The sequence below is a fragment of the Streptomyces sp. NPDC021749 genome, from assembly GCF_040640655.1.
Taxonomy (GTDB): Bacteria; Actinomycetota; Actinomycetes; order Streptomycetales; family Streptomycetaceae; genus Streptomyces.
The window spans coordinates 37570-53532 of the sequence record NZ_JBFACE010000034.1 but is presented as its reverse complement, the minus strand read 5'-3'; the positions used below and the strand labels follow the sequence as shown (position 1 = coordinate 53532).

13 protein-coding genes are annotated in these 15963 nt (G+C 70.8%); 2 read left to right on the top strand and 11 right to left on the bottom strand.

Going from position 1 to position 15963, the window contains the following annotated elements; all coding sequences use genetic code 11:
- Positions 1 to 211: 211 nt before the first annotated feature.
- A complete protein-coding gene (gene hflX, locus AB0G35_RS28005; protein ID WP_360955312.1) occupies positions 212 to 1609 on the top strand; it encodes a GTPase HflX in 1398 nt (465 codons plus the stop codon).
- Between the two features lie 194 nt (positions 1610 to 1803).
- On the opposite strand, the gene AB0G35_RS28000 is transcribed toward hflX, so the two are convergent.
- Complete coding sequence (locus AB0G35_RS28000; RefSeq protein ID WP_360955238.1) at positions 1804 to 2346, bottom strand: hypothetical protein; 543 nt, start codon at positions 2344 to 2346, stop codon at positions 1804 to 1806.
- Between the two features lie 194 nt (positions 2347 to 2540).
- Between AB0G35_RS28000 and AB0G35_RS27995 the strand changes: the two genes are divergently transcribed.
- Entirely contained in the window at positions 2541 to 3128 is a 588-nt protein-coding gene (locus tag AB0G35_RS27995) for an SMI1/KNR4 family protein (protein WP_360955235.1), read from the top strand.
- Positions 3129 to 3477: 349 nt separating this feature from the next.
- Here the strand turns inward: AB0G35_RS27995 and AB0G35_RS27990 are convergent, their stop codons facing one another.
- The 10 genes from AB0G35_RS27990 to AB0G35_RS27945 all read right to left on the bottom strand — a co-directional run bounded on the left by AB0G35_RS27990 (position 3478) and on the right by AB0G35_RS27945 (position 15867).
- Entirely contained in the window at positions 3478 to 5019 is a 1542-nt protein-coding gene (locus AB0G35_RS27990) for an LCP family protein (protein WP_360955232.1), read from the bottom strand.
- Between the two features lie 102 nt (positions 5020 to 5121).
- Complete coding sequence (locus tag AB0G35_RS27985) at positions 5122 to 7245, bottom strand: bifunctional polysaccharide deacetylase/glycosyltransferase family 2 protein (protein ID WP_360955229.1); 2124 nt, start codon at positions 7243 to 7245, stop codon at positions 5122 to 5124.
- A complete protein-coding gene (locus tag AB0G35_RS27980; protein WP_360955226.1) occupies positions 7242 to 7727 on the bottom strand; it encodes a hypothetical protein in 486 nt (161 codons plus the stop codon). The genes AB0G35_RS27985 and AB0G35_RS27980 overlap by 4 nt, the downstream gene beginning before the upstream one ends.
- 1193 nt (positions 7728 to 8920) lie before the next feature.
- Positions 8921 to 9493: a hypothetical protein gene (locus AB0G35_RS27975; protein ID WP_360955223.1), complete on the bottom strand. Its 573-nt coding sequence runs from the start codon at positions 9491 to 9493 to the stop codon at positions 8921 to 8923.
- Positions 9490 to 10611 carry an ROK family glucokinase gene (locus AB0G35_RS27970; protein ID WP_360955220.1) on the bottom strand — a complete coding sequence of 374 codons (1122 nt, stop codon included), beginning with the start codon at positions 10609 to 10611 and terminating at the stop codon, positions 9490 to 9492. The genes AB0G35_RS27975 and AB0G35_RS27970 overlap by 4 nt, the downstream gene beginning before the upstream one ends.
- A 240-nt stretch (positions 10612 to 10851) precedes the next feature.
- Positions 10852 to 11661, bottom strand: coding sequence for an ATP-binding cassette domain-containing protein (locus tag AB0G35_RS27965; protein WP_360955217.1), 810 nt, complete (start codon positions 11659 to 11661; stop codon positions 10852 to 10854).
- Positions 11658 to 12701: an ABC transporter permease gene (locus AB0G35_RS27960; RefSeq protein WP_360955214.1), complete on the bottom strand. Its 1044-nt coding sequence runs from the start codon at positions 12699 to 12701 to the stop codon at positions 11658 to 11660. The genes AB0G35_RS27965 and AB0G35_RS27960 overlap by 4 nt, the downstream gene beginning before the upstream one ends.
- Entirely contained in the window at positions 12698 to 13672 is a 975-nt protein-coding gene (locus AB0G35_RS27955; protein ID WP_360955309.1) for a sugar ABC transporter substrate-binding protein, read from the bottom strand. Before AB0G35_RS27955 ends, AB0G35_RS27960 begins: the two co-directional genes overlap by 4 nt.
- Positions 13673 to 13896: 224 nt before the next feature.
- Positions 13897 to 14892 carry a sugar ABC transporter substrate-binding protein gene (locus AB0G35_RS27950; protein WP_360955211.1) on the bottom strand — a complete coding sequence of 332 codons (996 nt, stop codon included), beginning with the start codon at positions 14890 to 14892 and terminating at the stop codon, positions 13897 to 13899.
- A gap of 198 nt (positions 14893 to 15090) precedes the next feature.
- The gene (locus AB0G35_RS27945) at positions 15091 to 15867 is read right to left on the bottom strand and encodes a GntR family transcriptional regulator (protein ID WP_315975438.1); all 777 of its coding nucleotides are present in this window, start codon (positions 15865 to 15867) and stop codon (positions 15091 to 15093) included.
- Between the last annotated feature and the right edge of the window lie 96 nt (positions 15868 to 15963).

Sequence of the window (15963 nt, the reverse complement as noted above, 5' to 3'; positions counted from 1 at the left end):
CTCCGGCCTTGGCACCCTCCTTTGCCTTCGGCCCTCCCCCGTTGTGCCGTGTCCGTCTCTTCGGCGGGCTTCCCGCGCCTCCGGCTGTGTTCGTTCCACCCGGTCGCCCCGGGACCCTGCCGGCGCCCCGCCCACGGTCCCCTCCCGCGAAAGGATCCACATGACTCATTCCGAAGGTTCCACCGCCCAGCAGCAGCGTGCTCATGCCCTGATGGACGAACGCCTGACGCCGGCGGACAGCGAGGTTCTGGACGGCGAGCAGTACGACCGTGACGACCGGGCCGCGCTGCGCCGGGTCGCCGGGCTGTCCACCGAACTCTCCGACGTCACCGAGGTGGAGTACCGGAAACTCCGCCTGGAGCGCGTCGTACTCGTCGGTGTCTGGACTTCTGGCACTGCCGACGAGGCCGAGAGCTCCCTCGCCGAGTTGGCCGCACTCGCGGAGACGGCCGGCGCCATGGTGTGCGACGGGGTCATCCAGCGGCGGCAGAAGCCCGACCCGGCGACCTACATCGGATCGGGCAAGGCCGCCGAGCTGCGGGAGATCGTGGCGGAGACCGGCGCCGACACCGTGGTCTGCGACGGGGAACTCAGCCCCAGCCAGCTGGTCCACCTGGAGGACGTCGTGGGCGTCAAGGTCGTGGACCGTACGGCGCTGATCCTGGACATCTTCGCGCAGCACGCCAAGTCCCGGGAAGGCAAGGCTCAGGTGGCGCTGGCCCAGATGCAGTACATGCTTCCGCGGCTGCGCGGCTGGGGCCAGTCGTTGTCCCGGCAGATGGGCGGCGGGGGCGGGGGTGGCATGGCGACCCGCGGCCCCGGTGAGACGAAGATCGAGACCGACCGGCGACAGATTCACGAGCGGATGGCCAAACTCCGCCGCGAGATCGACCAGTTGAAAACTGGACGGGAGGTCAAGCGCGAGGAACGGCGGCGCAACCGGGTGCTGTCGGTTGCCCTCGCGGGATACACCAACGCAGGAAAGTCCTCCCTGCTTAACCGGCTCACCGGGGCCGGAGTTCTGGTGGAGAACGCGCTGTTCGCGACCCTGGACACGACCGTGCGCCGGGCGGAGACACCGACCGGCCGCACGTACACCATCACCGACACCGTCGGTTTTGTACGGCACCTTCCGCACCACCTCGTGGAGGCGTTCCGCTCCACCATCGACGAGGTCGCGGACGCGAACGTGGTGCTGCACGTGGTGGACGGATCGCATCCGGAGCCGGAGGCCCAACTCGCCTCCGTGCGGGAGACTTTGCGCGCGGTCGGGGCGGACGACGTCAAGGAGGTCGTGGTCGTCAACAAGTCGGACGCCGCCGACCCCGACGTCGTGGCCCGCCTGCTGGCGGCGGAGCCGGGATCGATCGCTGTGTCCGCGCGTTCCGGACAGGGCATCGAGGAACTGCGGGACCTCATCGACTCCCTGCTGCCCCGCCCTGACGTGGAGGTGGCGGCCTTGCTCCCCTACACCTCGGGCGACCTGCTCTCGCGGGTCCACCGGGAGGGCGAGGTGCTCTCCGCCGAGCACACCGAGCAGGGCACCCGGCTCAAGGCGCGGGTGACCCCGGAGCTGGCGTCCGCGCTACGGGCCTACCCGCAGCCGTGAACCGGGACGGGAGGGCCGGTCAACCACCCGGCCCTCCCGCCGGACCGCGCCGGGTCCGGGCCGCAGGCCGGCAACCGGGTAGCGGCTTCGGCCGCGTGGGGTGACACGGGTCGGGGCAGGCCGGTGGTCGGATACCAGGTGTTCTTGTGCGCAGCGTGGCCGGGTCGGTGGTGGCCGCCACAGCTTCAGCACCCTCAGTCCTCGCCGGTGACGACGATGACCACGGCATGGCCGTTGCCGATGCCGACGACCGCCGCGTCGAGGGTGGCCTCCGTGACCGGCGCCCACGAGACGTTGCCGCTGGCGCCCTCCTGGTAGGCGGCGTAGCCGTTGGCGCGCCAGTCAGCGTCCGGGCCGAGCAGTGCGATCAGCCCGTTGGCGAGGGCGTCGGCCACGGGACGCATCGGGCCGTCGTGGCCCGGGTGGACGAGCTTGCGGATGAGTGTGGCCGCTATCCATGGCGACAGGTGGTCCGGGGGGATCCGGAGGCGCAGGGCGGACTCCATCTTCTGCGGATTCCGTGGGCCGCGGTGCCCGTGTTTGCAGTGCCCGCAGTGCGGCGCGAGCAACCCGGTGGACGCCAGGACGTCCCAGCACAGCTGTCCATGGTTGCGGCCGTCGTCCGGCCCGTGGTGGACGATCCGATCCGCGTACTCAGCCCACTCGGCCAGCCACATACCGAGGTCCGCATCGGCCCCCAGGTCGTACGGCTGCGGCGGCTCGAATGACAGCTTCATGACCTTCCTCCCCCTGCTTCCGCAACCTTATGCGAGCCGATGGCAACCGGACACCGTGGTTGGGTGTCTTGACCTGCGGCGTTGCAGCCGTGCCGGCCGAGGAACGCCATGCGGTCAGGCGATGGATGTCAGACCTGTGTGCTGTCGTTGACGCAGTGATGTCCGGCGACGTATTCGATGTGAAAGGGCAGTTCATGGAGCACGAAGAGTGGCGACCGTTCCTGAAACTCTGGAGTGAGGAGTGGATCGTTGGGCACGACCCCGAGCGGGACGCACCCTTGCCTGACGAGGTCGTACGGGACGGCTGGCTGGGGTTCGCCCCGGCGAGCGCGGATGAGGTGGCGGCAGCCGAGGCACGCCTGGGCCGGACGTTGCCGCCCTCGCTCCGCGGGTTCCTGCTGACGACCAACGGGTGGCGGGACGCGGGGAACTTCATTTACCGGCTCGCGGGCACCTCCGAGCTCGCCTGGCTGGCCGATACCGACGAGGGCTCCAGCTGGATCGATGCCTATAGCGACACCGAGTTCGCTGACGAGGACGAAGACGAAGAGCCTGAAGGCGACATCCTGGCCCGTTCCCTGTGCCTCTCGCTCGACGGCGACGCCGCGGTCATGTTCCTCGACCCCGAGGACGTCGATGAGCGCGGTGAATGGGCCGGATACTGGCTCGCCTCGTGGTCAGGGAGGGGGCCGGAACGCTTCGATTCCTTCTACGACCTGATGCACAAGCAGTACACCTCGTTCCACAAGCTCCGCCGTCCGGAGGGCGAGAACGGGTCCTGAGCAGAGCCAGAGCCGAACCGCAGTCGCAGCCGCAGTAAGGCAGGTGAGCCGCCGGCCGCGGCACAGCCCGGTAAAGAGCTCGGCTGGGGTGTCCCAGCCGAGCGTCCCCCGGCGGGGCTGCGCCGTGTGACCCGCGCGCGCCCGCATGTGGCTCTCCGTACCGCCCGCGTCATCCGCACCATCGAGCGCGCCGCTCTCACACCGCGCGCCGCCTCGGCTTCCTCGTACGGATTCCACGAGCTGACGGCGCGGCCGTCCCTGCACCACGAGGCGCGGCGGCGCGGCGCCCACCCACTGAGGGTGGGGCCGCTCCTGGTCCTCACGTCCTCACGTCCTCACGATCCTGCTGTCACCGTTCGGCCTGCTGCTCTTTCTGCTGCTGTGGGCGGTGGTCCTGCTGCTGCGGGCGGTCGCCCCGCTGCTGCGGGCGGTGGTCCTTCTGCCGTGGGCGGTGGTCACGTGACGGCGCGCCGCTGACGGCGCCGCCCCGGTGCCGGGACGTCTTCCCCGTCTCCGTCACCGGCCGGTCGTACCGCAGGTCGTCGAAGAGCCGGGCCGACCTCCTGGGGTCCCACTTCAGTACGTTGCCCTTGGACGTGGGAACACCGATTCCGGACACGGGCACGTGGATCTGCTTGCCGTGTCCGCCCGTGACACTCTGCACGGCGCGGAACAGCCTGCTGAGATCGCGCAGGCTCATGTCCTTGTCGACGATGAGCGTGTCGAGCCCGGCCTGCACGGCCGGTCCCATCACCATCGGGTCGAAGAGGGTGTCGGGCCGGGCGGCCTGGTGGGCGAGGGTCGACAGGAACTTCTGCTGGTTCCTCGACCGGCCCAGGTCGCCCTCCTTCTCCTGGTGCCGCTCGCGGACGAAGGCGAGCGCCTGCTTGCCGTTCAGGGTGTGACAGCCCTTGCGCAGATCGGCGCCCGACTTCTCGTCCTTGATGTCCCGGTCCAGGCACATCCGAACGCCGCCGATGGCATCGACGATGTTCACGAACCCGGCGAAGCCGATCTCCGCATAGTGGTCGATGCGCAGCCCGGTGTTCTTCTCGATGGTGTGCACGAGCAGTTCGGGGCCGCCGTAGGAGAAGGCGGCGTTCAGCTTGTCCCCCTCGGGCCGCTTGGTCTTGCCCGTCGTCGTGTCGAGGCGGCCGGGCACGGTGATCCAGGAGTCGCGCGGCAGGCTGACCATGCTGGTCCCGTGGGCCCCGGTGTGCAGCAACATCATCGAGTCGGTGCGCCGCCCGCCGCCCCCGCCGGCGTGCAGGTCCTTCACGTCGCCCTCGGAGAGCCCGTCGCGGCTGTCCGAGCCCACGATGAGGTAATTGGTGCCCTCGCCGGGCGGCGGACGGTCCCCGTACGCGCCGAGGTCGACATCACGTTGGAGCCGGGTCTCGGCCCAGCCGTACGTGCCGCCCGCCGCGACGACCACAACGGCCAGCACGACGAGCACCGCCCGCCGCAGCCTCCTGCGCTTCTTCGGCTGCCGGGCGTGGGCGCGCCGGGGCCCGTAGTGCGAGCTGGGGCGTTCGGCGAACCGCTCACGCGCGGCGGCGCCTTCCGGAGCCGCGTGCGGGGCCGGACCGGCGTACGGGGCCGGGCCGGCGTGCGGGGCCGGGCCGGCGTGCGGGGCCGGGCCGGCGTGCGGGGCCCGATCGGCGTGCGGATCTGGAGCGGAGTACGGACCTGCATCGGCGTACGGACCCGGATCGGCGTGCAGCTCCGGCTCGGCGTACGGCCCCCGGTCGGCCCCCGGCTCCGGGCGCCACAGCTCGCCCGTCACCCGCACCGGCCCCCGGCCCCCGGGACGGCTCCCGGCGTCGCCGTGCCCGCCCTGCTCCCCCGTGGGTGTGGTGTGTCCGGCCCGCTGGTCAAGCGGGTCTGTCATGGTCAACTCCCTTGGTCACGTCCCAGGTCCGACTCGCGCGGCCGCTCGCCGGTTCCCCTCCCGTCCCCCCGCCCCTTCCGTCCCCTCCGCCCCTCCGTCCCCTCAATGCGAGGACAGGCTCCGCCGCGGGGGCAGCTCCTCGGGCGGGTCTCCGGACGTCCCTGCGGACGGCGCTTCGAGCAGATACGGATCGGCGGTTCCGGTGCGCTTCATGCTGTGCCACTTCAGGCGGGTGCCGAGCAGCGCCGTGATCACGGAGTGGATGACCACCAGGTACATCAACTGCCGGTAGACGAACTGCTGGAGCGGCAGCACCCACAGCACCCGCAGCCGTTCGCGGTCGAGCCGCAGCGCGTACGCGGCGGTGACCAACTGGACGGCGAGGAACCCGAACCAGACGAGGGCGGCCTCCATGGGGTCGCGGAACAGCGCCCCGAAGAGGGCGAACAGGTCCACGACCGGTGCGCACAGCGGCAGCACGATCTGGAACAGCGTGACGTAGAGCATCACCCGACGGCCGAAGCGTCCGGCGGGGCCGACCTCCGTGACCGCGTGGCGGTGCTTCCACATCGACTGGAGGGTGCCGTAGCACCAGCGGTAGCGCTGGCGCCACAACTGCCGGACGGTGCTGGGCACTTCGGTCCAGGCGACCGCCGATTCCTCGTAGACGACGCGCCAGCCGGCCCGCCAGAGCGCCATCGTGAGATCGGTGTCCTCGGCCAGCGTCTCGTCGCTGACGCCGCCGACGCCCATCAGCGCGTCCCTGCGGAACGCACCGATCGCCCCCGGCACGGTCGGCATGCACTCCAGGACCTCGAACATCCGCCGGTCGAGGTTGAAGCCGAGGACGTACTCCAGGTGCTGCCATTTGCCCAGCAGGCGGCGCCGGTTGCCGACCTTGGTGTTGCCGCTGACCGCACCGACCGCCGGGTGGGCGAGCGGCTGGACCAGCCGGGCCAGTGCCGCGGGTTCGAAGATGGTGTCCGCATCGACCATGACGACGATGTCGTGCCGGGCGTGCGCCAGGCCGGTGTTGAGGGCACTGGGCTTGCCGCCGTTGGGCTGCCGGATCACCGTCACCCGCGGGTCGTCGATGCCCTCGGCGATGTCGGCGGTGGCATCGGTCGAGCCGTCGTCGATCACGATGATCTGCACGTGCGGGTAGGTGGAGGCGAGCAGCGAGTACACGGTGGAGGCGATGCCGGCCTCCTCGTTGTACGCGGGCACCAGGACCGTCACCGGGTCCTGCACCGCGCGCAGCCGTGGGGCGCCGGGCCGGTACCGGTGCAGCCTGCGCACGTGGAGCCGGGCGAACACCGCGAACAGGAGCATCCGCAGGACGCCGAGCACACCCGTGAGGGTCAGCGCCCACACCATCACGGTGAGGAAGGCGTGCCCGAGCCGCTGCGACCAGATCAGGCCCTCCCCGTTGATCTTCTGGGCGACCGGGACGTGTTCGAGGAAGGAGGGACGGCCGAGGCCGCCGCTGATGGTGGTGAACCGCTTCACCCTGCGGTCCTGCAGCAGGTCCTCGGCCTCGTGGTAACCGAGGTCGGTCTGGCTGTGCTGTGTCACCACTCCCCGCCACGGCTTGCGGTCCTTGTGGTCCGAGGCGACCACCAGGTACCCCTGCGCTGCCGCGCGCTTCGCGGCCGGCCACTCGGGGCCGCAGAGCGTGTCCGCGGCCGTGGTGTGCGGCAGCCGCAGCAGGGTGGTGTTGATGCCGGCTGCACCCGCGAAAGCGGCCTGGGTCAACGGCAGTTCAAGACGTGCGCGCAGCGGCGAGGCGACACCGAGGTCGCCGCCGCTGTAGGTGTACGAGCCGATCTCGTGCCCCTCGCGCAGAATGCGCCGCATCAGCTTCGGGTGCTGGGCCGCGTCCTTCCCGTAGACGAAGAAGGTCGCCCGCGCGTGGTGCCTGCGCAGCAGGTCGAGCAGGCGCGGCGTCCACACCGGGTCGAACCCGCCGTCGAAGGTGAGCGCGACGGTCCCCGGCGGCATGGCCGCGGTGGTGACCCCGTTCGGGCCGAACCGCAGCAGCGGCTTCCCGTCGTCCGCCTCGCGCGGGATCGGCCGGTAGCACAGCGGCTTGCTGCGCGCGGCGTCGACCTGATGGGTCGTCCAGCCCTCGAAGAGGAGGGTGACGGCGACCACCAGGAGGGCCAGCAGGAGGACGAGCCAGTGTCCGCGCGGCGGGCGCCGAACGGCGGCGGAGTGCCGGCTCACCGCTCCGGGCCTCCGGCCGACGGCGCGGATCTACCGGCCGGCGGGCGGCGGCGGGCGTCGCCGTTCGCGCGGGCCCCGGCCTGCGGGCGACGGCGGGCGTCGCCGTTCGCGCGGGCCCCGGCCTGCGGGCGACGGCGGGCGTCGCCGTTCGCGCGGGCCCTGGCCGGTGGCTGGTGTGCCTCGGCTCGGGCCGGTGCGCCGTGGCCGTGCTGCGACGTGCCGGTGCCCGGGCCGGAAGGTACCGGTCCGTTCATACTCGGCGGGTGCGTGCCGACGGACTGCCGGAGTCCGCTGATCAGCGTCCCGACGAACAGCAGATACCCGAGGCAGGCGCATCCCAGGGCCAGCGCCAGGCCTTGCAGCGTCCGCCTGCGCCAGCCCGACTTGCCGATGAAGACGGGGAGTTGGGGGGCCTGCTGGGAACGCCGTGCCGCCGGGGTCACGCGCGGCGCCGCGACCCGGTACGGCATGGGCTGCGTCATGTCCCACCCGGTGTGCTGCGCCGGGTACTGCTCCCTGCGGGCAGGGGGCACGGACGACAATCGCCCGTCGTGCGGTGTGCTGGCTATGTGGGGGATGCCCTGCACTGGTGCTCCTGATCTGCGGCCGCGCACGCGCGACTCTTTGTGTGGGGGGACGGACCCGGGGGTCCGCTGTACTGCCCGTGAGACGTCGGATCCGCATCCCGGTGCCCGGCACGTACGGACTGTTCCCGTACGTGCGCATGCCATGCGCCCTTCCCGGGTGGGGCCGGGAAGGCCACGTACGCATGTGCCCTCACACACGTACGCATGTGCCCTCACAGGGCCGGGAGGCCAGGGTGCAGCCCTCAGCCATCACGCAGCCCCCGACCCTACTCGGGCACCCGGGTGGCACGGCAACAGCCCGTCCTGGCCTTCGACACCGCGCTGAACGACACCCACGGCGTCGACATCACGCTCCCCCTCGACGCCGCGCCCCCTCCCTCCTCGCCTGGCGCCTGACCCCCCACCGCGTCTCCATCCCCCCTGCTGACCAGGGAACTTCCAGACCGCGGCACCCTGTCAGCGCCGCCCCGGCGCCGACCCGACCGCGGCTTCCCGAACTCCCGGAAGGCTCCCCTGACGACTCGTCAAGGGCCTGCAGCAGGCCACAGGTGTGGGCAATCTCAACTCGCCAGTAACCTTCTGGACACGCGGCCCCGGTTCCGATGAAGCCGAAGACGCTTCCCTTGAGCAACGCGGTCCGATGAAGTCCAGGGTGGAATGCACCATCCAGGGCCTCAAAGCCACAACGAGCCGGAAACAAACCGACCGCGAGACGTCCGCTTCCCTCGTGCCGCAGCTTGACGTCCTGGGCCCCGGACGCCCGGCAGTTCGCCGGTCGCCTCGCCGAACCGAGCGCCGGTCCGCGAGCCTGACGACCACGCCATCGGCCGGTCCCGCGGCGGACGATAGCTGCATCCTTGAGGCATCGGACGACTGTGGACGGACCAGCCGAGCAGTGGCGCAAGGGGTTCCCAGCAGTGCACGCCGGAAAGCCACCCCAAGGACCGGCGAGGGCATCGACGGTGACCTGGACGGTCCGCACGGTGGACGGGTCGGCCGGCATGTCCGAAGCGTGCGAGCAGCGAGGAACGAGGACGTCACCACGGTGTCCGGGCGCGGTCAGCGGTGGGGCGCCGCGACCGTGGCCGTCAGAACGTGACCGTCGAGACCGTGTACACCACGGGGTGCCCCGGCTCGTCGTAGCTGACCATGATGCGCTGGGACGGATGCGGTGCGCGGCTGGTGGTCGTGGTGCCCGCCCAGGGCCAGTCGACACTGAAGTCCCAGCCGACCTTCGCCGCCTGGTCCGGCGGGATGGTCTTGCGGTCCTTCTTGAGGGCGGCGGTGCTGGTGCCGACGGCCGCGAGGTAGTGCTCCAGGCCCCACTCGTTGGTCCGGAACTGGACGAACAGCGAGCTGGATTCCCAGGAGTTGGTCTCGTAGTAGTAGACCGGGGTCGAGCCGATGGGTACCGGGACGTTGTAGATCCGCTGCTGGACCTTGGAGGGGAAGGCGTTGGTCAGGCCGGTGGCGGCGGCCTCGGCCTCCTTGCCCTCGCCGCTGTCGCGGCTCTGCTCGGCGGAGATGACGATGTAGCCGGCCGGGATCGCGATCAGCAGGAAGACGATCAGCGCCATCAGCACGGGGCGGCGGCGCTTGGCCTGGGGCGGCAGGGCGGTGTGGTGGTCGTCGCGCATGGTGGGGGCTTCGGTTTCGGTCATCGGCGGCCGGCCCGTTCATAGCGCTCGTAACGCTCGACCCGGCGGCGGTTGGCACGGCGGAAGCGGCGGGCGACCAGGCGGGCGAGGTCCGCGGCGCCCACCATGCCCGCCTCGGGGCCCAGCTGGGCCTTGGCGATGGTGGCTTCGGGGCGGTAGCCGCGGCCGGTGAGGTGGCGCCGGAAGGCGTCCCGGGCCGGGGCGATCAGCAGGTCGTCGGCGGCGCTGACCCCGCCGCCGATGACGAAGCAGGACGGGTCGAGGGCGGCGGCGAGGTTGGCGATGCCGACGCCGAGCCACTGGCCGATGTCCTGCAGGAGCTCGACGCACATCGCGTCGCCCTCGCGGGCGAGCTCGGTGATCAGCGGTCCGGTGATGTCGCCGACCCGGCCGCCGACCCGCTCGATGATGTTGTACGCGACCGGGGAGTCGGCCGCGGCCAGCTCGCGCGCCTCGCGCACCAGGGCGTTCCCGGAGCTGTACTGCTCCCAGCAGCCGCGGTTGCCGCACGGGCAGCGGTGGCCGCCGGGCACGACCTGCATATGGCCGAATTCGCCCGCCACTCCGTATTTGCCGCGCTTGACGGCGCCGTCCTCCAGGATCGCGCCGCCGATACCGGTGCCGAGCGTGATCATGACGAGGTGGTCCTCGCCGCGGCCGGCGCCGAACCGCCATTCCGCCCAGGCGGCGGTGTTGGCGTCGTTGTCGACCATGACGGGGACCGCGAGGCGGCCCGCGAGGCGGTCGCGCAGCGGCTCGTTGCGCCAGTTCAGATGCGGGGCGAAGAGGACCTTGGAACGGTCCGCGTCGACCCAGCCGGCCGCCCCGATGCCGACCGCGTGCACATCGTGCCGGTCGGAGAGGTCGAGCACCAGCTCGGTGATGGTGTCCTCGACGACCTTGGGGCTCTTGGACTTGTCCGGGGTCTCGGTGCGGACCTTCTCCAGGATGGTGCCGTCCGCGTCCACCACGCCCGCCATGACCTTGGTGCCGCCGATGTCGATGCCCACCGTGGGCACGCGCGGGGCGGTCAGGTGGTTGCGCCGCTCGCGGGTGCCGACCGTGCGCAGCACGGTGGCCCTGGCCGATCCCCGGTGCACCCGGTCCCGGTACATGCTCATCGGCCCACCTCTTCGCCGTAGCTCCCCCGGTGCCTGACGGGCGTGGGTGGTTCCCCCATGCGGTGGCTGCGTGCTCGCAAGAGTCGTCTCGTCCCTAGGGGGTCTCGGGAGGCCGGGGCCTCGGCGTGCGGGTTCGGTGCGATTGTGCATCACCGGCGGCGTCCGGCGCACCGCGACCGGCAGTGCCGCGCCCCGCACGGCCGGGCGGCCGGTGCGGGGCGCGGCACCGTTCTGACCTGCTCAGTCGGGCCGGTGGCCGCCGGGGAATTCCGGGGTGGCGGTGCGGGCCAGCTCGTGGCTGAGTTGTTCCAGTTCGCTGCCGCCCGCCATTTGACGGGTCAGCTCCTCCAGGGCGATCTCCTTCTTGGTGTGGCTGCCGGCCATCGTGCCGCGCTTGAGGAGGACGAAGCGGTCGCCGACGAGGTAGGCGTGGTGCGGGTTGTGCGTGATCAACACCACGCCGAGGCCGGCGTCCCGGGCGGCCGCGACGTACTTGAGGACCACGCCGGACTGCTTGACGCCGAGCGCCGCCGTCGGCTCGTCCAGGACGAGGACCTTGGCGCCGAAGTAGACGGCGCGGGCGATGGCCACGCACTGCCGTTCGCCGCCCGAGAGGGTGCCGATGGGCTGGTCGACGTCGCGCAGGTCGATGCCCATCCGCAGCAGCTCGCTGCGGGTGGTCTCCCGCATGGTGGGAACGTCGAGGCGCTTGAAGGGGCCGAATCCGGTGGTCGGCTCGGAGCCGAGGAAGAAGTTCCGCCAGACCGGCATGAGGGGGACGACGGCGAGGTCCTGGTAGACGGTGGCGATCCCGCGGTCCAGGGCCTCGCGCGGGGAGGCCAGGGCGGTCTCCTCGCCCTCGATGGTGAAGGTGCCGCGGTCGTGCCGGTGCAGCCCCGCGATGATCTTGATGAGGGTGGACTTGCCGGCGCCGTTGTCGCCGAGCACGCAGGTGATCTCCCCCGCGTGCACCTCCAGGGACACGCCCTCCAGTGCCCGGACGTTGCCGTAGTACTTGCTGACGTCGGTCAGCTCGACCAGCGCTGTCATGCCTTGTCCTCCGCCCGCTTGCGGACCCATGCGTTCAGGAGTGTGGCGAGCAGCAGCATCGCGCCGAGGAAGAACTTGTACCAGTCCGGATTCCACTGCGCGTAGACGATGCCCTTGCTGGCCATGCCGAAGATGAAGGCGCCGACGGCGGCGCCGATCGCCGAGCCGAAGCCGCCGGTCATCAGACAGCCGCCGACCGCCGCGGCGATGATGTAGAGGAATTCGTTGCCGACGCCGTCGCCGGACTGGATCGCGTCGTACGAGAACAGCAGGTGCTGGCCGGAGATCCAGGCGGCGAACGCGACGCCCATGTAGAGGCCGATCTTGGTCTTGGTGACCGGGACGCCGACCGCCCGCGCGGCGTCGGCGTTGCCGCCCACCGCGAAGATCCAGTTGCCGACGCGGGTGCGCAGCAGGATCCAGGTGGCCAGGGCGACCAGTGCGATCCACCACACGATGGTGATCTGGATGTCGACGCTGCCGACGGTCAGGTGCGAGGCGAAGAGCGTACGGGCCGACTCGAAGCCCTCCATGTCGGAGATGGACTTCGTCGAGACGGTGCCGCTGATCAGCTTGGTGAAGCCGAGGTTGAGGCCGGTCAGCATGAAGAAGGTGCCGAGCGTGATGATGAAGCTGGGAAGTTTGGTGCGGGTCAGCAGGAACCCGTTGAACGCCCCGATGGCGAGGGTGACCAGCAGGGACACCCCGACGCCGACCCAGGTGTTGGCGGTCATCTGGTAGCTGAACATCGACGAGATCAGCGCCGAGCTGACGACCATGACGCCGGCCGAGAGGTCGAATTCCCCGCCGATCATCAGCAGTGCCACCGGTACGGCCATGATCCCGATGGTCGAGGAGGCGTAGAGCACGGTGGAGAGGCTGGACGCCCGCAGGAAGGGCTCGGCGACGATCGAGAAGAAGACGAAGACCGCGGCGGCGCCCACGACGGAGCCCAGTTCGGGGCGGCCCATCAGCCGGCGGGCCAGGGAGCGGTGCAGCAGCCGTTCGTCCTGGACGGGTGCCTTGAGGGTGGTGGTCATCGGGTACCCCGCTTCGTGTAGTCCTGCAGGGCGCCGGCGTCCTTCTTGGTGATCACCTGGGGCCCGGTGAGCACCGGTTTCCCGCCGCCGAGGGTGTCGGAGTTGTACTTGTACAGCCAGAGCAGGTCGACCGCCTCGTAGCCCTGGAGGTAGGGCTGCTGGTCGACGGCGAAGCCGAGGGTGCCGTCCTTGAGGCCGGCGGCGACCTGGGCGTTGAGGTCGAAGGTGTCGATCTCGGCCTTGCTGCCGGCCTGTTCCCTGGCCTTGACGGCGGTGGGCGCGAAGGGTGCGCCGAGGGTGACCACGGCGTCGATGGACGGGTCGGCCTGGAGCTTGGACTCGATGGAGGACTGCACGTCGGGCATGTTGGTGCCCTCGACGTAGAGCTTCTCCAGCTTGCCCTTGAAGGTCTTGGCGGCGCCGTCGCAGCGCTGTTCGTGGCCGACGTTGCCCTGTTCGTGCAGGACGCACAGGGCCTTCTTGCGGCCGCGCTGGTTCAGTGCGTCGCCGACCGCCTCGCCGGCCACCGTCTCGTCCTGCCCGATGTGGGTGAGCGCGCCGAACGCCTTGGACTCCTCGGCGCCGGAATTCACGGTGATCACCGGTATGCCGGCCTTCTCGGCCTTTTCGACGACGTCCTTCATGGCGTTGGGCTTGGCGAGGGAGACGATCAGCCCGTCGACCTTCTGGTCGATGTAGGACTGCACCAGCTGGCTCTGCCGCTGGGCCTCCTCGTCGTGCCCGTAGACGAACTTGATGTTGTCCTTGAGGGCGGCCTGCTGGGCGCCGTTCTGCACGATGTCCCAGAAGGTGTCGCCGTCTCCCGAGTGGGTGACCATCGCAAACGTCCACCTGGGCGTGTTCACCGCGGCCTTGCCCCCGGCGGCCTTGGCGGCGCGCTCTTCCTCGGCGCGCAGGCCGCCGGTGGCGCTGCACCCCGCCAGGGAGGCGCCGAGCGTCGCCGCCAGCACGGCGCTGATGACGCGTCCCCTTCTTTGAACCCTTGCCACGAGGACTCGCCCTTCCCGCTGATCTCGCCGTGTCGGCTGCGTCGGTCGTATTCGCTGTGTGGGCCGCCCGGTCCGGGCGGGTGCGGTGCCGCACTCCGGCGCCGGCCGGCCGGGGCCAACCGGCCAAGTATCCGTTACCGGTGATCTGTCCCGGTTCATGGGGTCGTCCCGTCTTCCCTCTGCTCTCACCTGGTGCCTCGCCCGGTGTACTCGGTCAGCTGGGGTACGTCCTTCTGCGTCACCAGCGCGGGCCCGGTGAGCACCGGCTTCCCGCCGCCCAGGACGTCGGCGTTGGTCTTGTGCAGCCAGAGCAGGTCGACCGCCTCGTAGCCCTGGAGGTAGGGCTGCTGATCGACGGCGAAGGTGACGTCCTTGGCCTTGAGCAGCTTGACCACCGCCGCGTTGAGGTCGAAGGTCGCGATCTGCGCGCTGCTGCCGGCGTCCTGCTTGGCCTTGACCGAGAGCGCCGCGATCGGGGCGCCGAGCGTCACGATCGCGTCCAGCGACGTGTCGGACTGCAGCTTGGCCTCGATCGAGGACTGGGCGGCGGGGGCGTTGGTGCCGTCGACGTTGAGGTTCTCGACGGTCCCGTGGAAGCCCTTCTTCACACCCGCGCAGCGGTCCTCCAGGGACACGTTGCCCTGCTCGTGGAGGACGCAGAGGGCCTTCTTCGCCCCCCGGTGGTTCAGCTCCTCGCCGACCGCGCGGCCGGCCACCGTCTCGTCCTGCCCGATGTGGGTGAGCGCCCCGTACGCCCGGGAGAACTCACCGCCGGAGTTGATGGTGATCACCGGGATGCCCGCGGCCTCGGCCTTACGGACCGCGGCCTTGACGGCCTGCGGTTTGGCGAGGGTGACGATCAGCCCGTCGACCTTCTGGTCGATGTAGGACTGGATCAGCTCGGCCTGCTGGCCGCCCTCCTTGTCGTGGGCGTAGAGGAACTTCACGTGGTCCTTGGCGGCGGCCTGCTGGGCGCCGTTCTGGACGATGTCCCAGAAGGTGTCGCCGTCGCCGGCGTGGCTGACCATGCCGATGGTCATGCGGGTGCCGCCGGCCCCCTCGTCCTTGGCGTCCTGGCCGCCGGTGGCGCTGCACCCGGAGACCAGTGCGACGGTGGTCAGTAAAGCGGCGGCGCTGCGGAGGGTGAGCCGCCGGACGCCGGTCGTACGCACGCTGATCATCGTGGAACCGCCTTTTCTCCACGGCCGCCGGAATGCGGCTGGAGGAGTTGTAACGGCCTGCGCGGAGCCACGTCAATGCTTTGTCAGAACATTCTGACGAAAGCACATGGCTGGGTGAACGTGGGCAGGGCGCGGCCGCGACGCGGCTCCCGGGGCCGCCCGGCGCCTCGCGCGGCTCCGGGAAGCCGCCGGGCGCCCTCACGGCCGTACGAGCAGCTGGAACTCGAAGGCGTAGCGCGACGCCCGGTAGACGTGCGAGCCGAACTCCACGGCGCGTCCGGTGTCGTCGAAGGTCGTCCGCTGCATCGTGAGCAGCGGGGCGCCCTCGGGCTCGTCGAGCCGCTGCCCCTCCTCCGCGGTGGCCGCCCGGGCGCCGACGGCCTGGCGGGCACTGTGCAGGGTGATCCCGGCCGACCGCATCAGGCGATACAACCCGGTCTCCTCCAGTTCGGCGGTGTCCAGCCTCAGCAGGCCGGCGGGGAGGTGGTTGCGCAGATGGGCGACCGGTTCGCCGTGGGTCAGCCGGAGCCGCTCGACCAGCGCGACCTCCGCGCCCTCGGCGATGCCCAGCGCGGCGGCGACCTCGGCGTCGGCCTCGATGGTGGTGTTGAGCAGGACCCGGGTGGCCGGCTTCTGCCCGGCCGCCTCCAGGTCGTCGTAGAGGCTGCTCAGCTCCAGCGGGCGCTTGACCTGGCTGTGCACGACCTGGGTGCCGATGCCGCGGCGGCGCACCAGCAGTCCCTTGTCGACCAGCGACTGGATGGCCTGGCGGACCGTGGGCCGGGACAGCCCGAGCCGGCCGGCCAGCTCGATCTCGTTGCCCAGCAGGCTGCCGGGCGCCAGTTTGCCGGTCTCGATCGCCGCCTCCAGCTGCTGCGACAGCTGGAAATACAACGGGACCGGACTGCTCCGGTCCACGCTGAACTGAACGGGGCTCTCGGCGCCCAGGGCTTGTTCCGTATCGCGTTTCCCCACGTTCGCGAGCGTATCCGCCCGCACAGATGACGGGAAGTCCGGAGGTCACATTGTCCGGACATGGGGGGCAGCGGTGCGGCGGTGTCCGGACATGGG

Bases quoted from the DNA above. Each gene is read 5' to 3' on its own strand.
- hflX (WP_360955312.1), top strand. From the start codon at position 212: ATGGACGAACGCCTGACGCCGGCGGACAGCGAGGTTCTGGACGGCGAG.
- AB0G35_RS28000 (WP_360955238.1), bottom strand. From the start codon at position 2,346: ATGAAGCTGTCATTCGAGCCGCCGCAGCCGTACGACCTGGGGGCCGAT.
- AB0G35_RS27995 (WP_360955235.1), top strand. From the start codon at position 2,541: ATGGAGCACGAAGAGTGGCGACCGTTCCTGAAACTCTGGAGTGAGGAG.
- AB0G35_RS27990 (WP_360955232.1), bottom strand. From the start codon at position 5,019: ATGACAGACCCGCTTGACCAGCGGGCCGGACACACCACACCCACGGGG.
- AB0G35_RS27980 (WP_360955226.1), bottom strand. From the start codon at position 7,727: ATGACGCAGCCCATGCCGTACCGGGTCGCGGCGCCGCGCGTGACCCCG.
- AB0G35_RS27975 (WP_360955223.1), bottom strand. From the start codon at position 9,493: ATGACCGAAACCGAAGCCCCCACCATGCGCGACGACCACCACACCGCC.
- AB0G35_RS27970 (WP_360955220.1), bottom strand. From the start codon at position 10,611: ATGAGCATGTACCGGGACCGGGTGCACCGGGGATCGGCCAGGGCCACC.
- AB0G35_RS27965 (WP_360955217.1), bottom strand. From the start codon at position 11,661: ATGACAGCGCTGGTCGAGCTGACCGACGTCAGCAAGTACTACGGCAAC.
- AB0G35_RS27960 (WP_360955214.1), bottom strand. From the start codon at position 12,701: ATGACCACCACCCTCAAGGCACCCGTCCAGGACGAACGGCTGCTGCAC.
- AB0G35_RS27950 (WP_360955211.1), bottom strand. From the start codon at position 14,892: ATGATCAGCGTGCGTACGACCGGCGTCCGGCGGCTCACCCTCCGCAGC.